We start from the raw sequence: 3,327 nt of genomic DNA on the forward strand, positions 1-3,327 counted from the left end.
GTTTTGCATAGTTCTTCTTCGTTGGCGGGTCCTGTGACTGATCGTCGCACGGTGTATACCCATCAGGCGTTTGTTCCTGTGCCGTCAACGACATGGACGTTGGCGGTGTCTGCAACGGCACCGGATGCGGATACTGGTGAAGATGTGAAGGCGATTGTTGGTCGTGTGGCGGCAAGTGTGGTTGCGTGGCCGGAGATCACTGAGCAGCTGCGTGAAGTTGAGCAGTTACCTGTAGGAAACGTAGTTGATGAAACTGCTGCGCCTGTGGATGCTGAGAGTTCGCGGGTGTGGGTGGATAGTCAAGGAAGTGTTGACGTAGATGTCTAGTGATTTTTGGCGGGTTCCGGTTGCAGATCTTCGGGAGATTTCTTCGAGTTTGCAGTCGATTGAGCAGTTGGTTTCTGAGGTTGAGCCGGCTGCTGTTGGTTCTGAGGGTGTTGATTCGGTTCATGGTGAGCAGATCACTGCTGCGGTGACGGATTTTTATGACCAGTGGAAGCAGTCGCGGAAGACGTTGTTGGAGAATGTGACGATTCTTGCTGAGGCGTCCGCCACGATTTCTGAGGCTGTGGGCACTTTTGATAGTGAGACTGCCAATGCTTTGCAAGACATGGCAAATCAGCTATCTGGTGCGGGCGAGGGGTAGGAAGATTATGTCTGATGTTTTTTCTTTTAGAACATCTACGGCTCATGCGTCGTCGAAAGATATTCGCACGGTGATGGAGGACATCCGAAGCACAATCTGGGATATTCACAGCGATGTTCTCGCTTTGCGCCCTGATTGGGAAGGCTCGGAGTCGGATTTGTATGACACTGCTTCACAGGAGTGGCGTAAGGCTGCCCACGAGGTGAACAACATTTTAAAGGATGTGGCCCATGTTCTTGATGAGGTGGATAAGGGTAACACCATGATGCGCGATGAAATTCAAAAAGCGCTCGATGAGATGAAGTAGCAACCATACCTTTTTTATCGCTGAAAGTGAGGGGGTCAACGTATGAAGAGGTCGGCTTTGTTGCCGCGGGCAGCGCCGTAGTTGTGCGGTAGATGTCCGGCAGCTGAAAATCCATTGTTTATGAAAGGAAGTGTGTGTATGTCCTCGCAGAATATGTCTGTTGAGCATTCAGCAGTTTCAACCCATGTTTCGTCGCTTCAAACTAATCATTCCCAGTTGACGACCCAGGCGGGTCAGTTCATCAGTGCTATTGAGCCGTTGAAGAGTTCTTGGAAGGGTAGCTCTGTGGCTGCCTGGGAAAACATGACTAATGCTTGGCATGAAAATATGGAGCATATTAACTCCGCGCTTGAGGAGTTGACTGGTCGTGTGGAGCAGGCCGGCAAGGATTACCAGGCCGGTGAAGAAGAGCAGACTTCTATGCTGCAGCAGCGTTTTGCTGGCATGGATTTCAATAATGGCCCAATCCTCTAATATTCCTCGCCCTGATACCCCATGATTTAAGGAGGCCTTCAATGTCGGTCTATGCATATAACAATGAGCACGCACAAGCTGCTGCTGATGATCTCAACAATGTGATGAACAGCATTGAAAACACCTTGTCGGAGATGGAGTCCGACATGCAGAAACTTGCCGCTGGGTGGGAAGGTTCTGAGCAGGAAGCCTACCGCGGTGTGCACGGTAAATGGTCTTCTGCTGCACAAAACCTGAAGTCCATTTTGGGTCAGGTGCGTTCTGCACTAGACGAAAACACTTCCGCGGTCTCGGAGACGCGTTCGCGTGTTTCTCAGTCGATTGCTGGTCAGTAGTTAGTCCGCTGCTTTCTATTGTGGTTTCCCTGTGTGTGGGGGAACCCTCTTAATTTAGGTTTTCTACGTGTCTCACGCCACCTGCACTAGGTGGGTTTGAAGCTTTGTGAAAGGTCACCTCCAGCTATGCCTTTGTTGCCGTTGGCCCCGTTTGCCACTTTTGATCCAGCTCATTTTCGTCTCGGCGGAAACCCAGGAACCTTGCATGCTGCTGCCACTCGGTGGCGTGACTTCGGCGAAGCGGCGCTTTCTGCTGCAAGTAGCATGCGTTCCATTAACGATGGTGGTTTTGTTGGCACGGAAGGTGACCGGTTTCGTGAACTGGTCAATGGTGATTTTCCTAAGAACCTGACTACGACCGGTAATGCGCATGTTGGTGTGGCAGATGCTATTGCTCATTACGCTCGTGCTCTTGAGGGGTTTAGGAAACAGATGAGCACGGTGCGTGCTGATGCACGTATTCATCATCAGGCGGTTCAACTTGCGGTTGCTGAAGTCAACGCGGCTGAAGCAGCAGCAGCTGGTACTGCTGGTGCTGCAGCTCCGGAGGTTGCTGCAGCGATGGCTAAGTATGAAACGGCTAAAGGTCTGTGGGAAGCTGATATTCAAGCAGCTAATGGTATTAAGGACTCCCTGGGTGGGGAAGTGCGCACCCAGGCTGCGGCGATTGCTCAAGAAGCTAAAGAACGTTTCGAAGAAAATCCACACTGGCTCAAGCAAGCATGGGATGACTTTGCTGCCTTTATGCGTGAACACGCCGATATCATTAGTTTGATTTCTGATGCGCTTCAGATCATCGGCGGCATCCTTATGTTTGTCTGCCCTGTCCTTGGCGCCATCCTCGTTGGTGTGGGTGTGGGTTTGAAAATGCTGCTTGCTGCCTCTGGTGGCTGTAGTTGGGCCGAAGCTCTCTTTGATCTGGCTACGGCAGGACCACTTGGTGTTTTCGCGAAGGCAGCCAAAGCCGGAAAACTCGGCGGCAAAGTCGCCAACATTGCCAACAAAACCTCTAAAGCAGGCAATAAAGCAATGTCAGCTGTTAAAGCAGGTGCTAATAAAGCCGCGCTTAAATCAGCCTCCGGGGTTAAGGCAATTGCTAATGAAAAGCTTGCCAAGTCCTATTACAAAACAGTCACCCGCGGCAAACAGATCTGCTTTGCCGCTGAACCAGTCGACATGGCGACAGGCAACATGGTCGATTTTGAAACCGACATCTTCATCGATGGTATTTTGCCTATCACCGTTGACCGTAATGCCAACACCAACCATGAGCTTGGTCGTGCGCTGGGCCCACGGTGGGTATCGACGATGGATGTGCGCATTGAAATCTGCGAACACGAAGTACTCATGGCAGCCCCAGACGGAGCATTGCTGACCTTCCCACCCGCACCGGAGGATGGATCAGAAGTCCGTGCTGATGGCAGGCCATGGCTGTTGTCGTATGCAGACGGCCACTACCGGGTGCGTGATATCGCTGCCGGTGTGACCTATATCTTCCGGCTTTTCGACACCCCTGCCCCCACCACCAACAGTGTTGGAGTTGAAGATCGCTGCCCATCACTAGG

At 51.8% G+C, this 3,327-nt stretch carries 6 protein-coding genes; all 6 read left to right on the plus strand.

The window, feature by feature from the left end; all coding sequences use genetic code 11:
• Positions 1-327: hypothetical protein (locus QP968_RS11000; RefSeq protein WP_284856436.1), on the plus strand; the 327-nt coding region annotated here is incomplete at its 5' end.
• Positions 320-646, plus strand: coding sequence for a hypothetical protein (locus QP968_RS11005; RefSeq protein ID WP_284856437.1), 327 nt, complete (start codon positions 320-322; stop codon positions 644-646). The genes QP968_RS11000 and QP968_RS11005, both read left to right, overlap by 8 nt.
• 7 nt (positions 647-653) lie before the next feature.
• Positions 654-953 (plus strand): WXG100 family type VII secretion target, encoded by a 300-nt coding sequence (locus tag QP968_RS11010; protein WP_284856438.1) that lies wholly within the window; start codon positions 654-656, stop codon positions 951-953.
• A gap of 138 nt (positions 954-1,091) precedes the next feature.
• A complete protein-coding gene (locus QP968_RS11015) occupies positions 1,092-1,427 on the plus strand; it encodes a WXG100 family type VII secretion target (RefSeq protein ID WP_284856439.1) in 336 nt (111 codons plus the stop codon).
• A gap of 41 nt (positions 1,428-1,468) precedes the next feature.
• Entirely contained in the window at positions 1,469-1,762 is a 294-nt protein-coding gene (locus QP968_RS11020; protein WP_284856440.1) for a WXG100 family type VII secretion target, read from the plus strand.
• A 126-nt stretch (positions 1,763-1,888) separates the two neighbouring features.
• Positions 1,889-3,327, plus strand: a 1,439-nt coding sequence (locus QP968_RS11025; RefSeq protein WP_284856441.1) for a DUF6531 domain-containing protein, incomplete at its 3' end; no start/stop codon positions are given.

Source organism: Corynebacterium sp. MSK041, assembly GCF_030232265.1.
In the GTDB taxonomy this organism is placed as follows: domain Bacteria; phylum Actinomycetota; class Actinomycetes; order Mycobacteriales; family Mycobacteriaceae; genus Corynebacterium.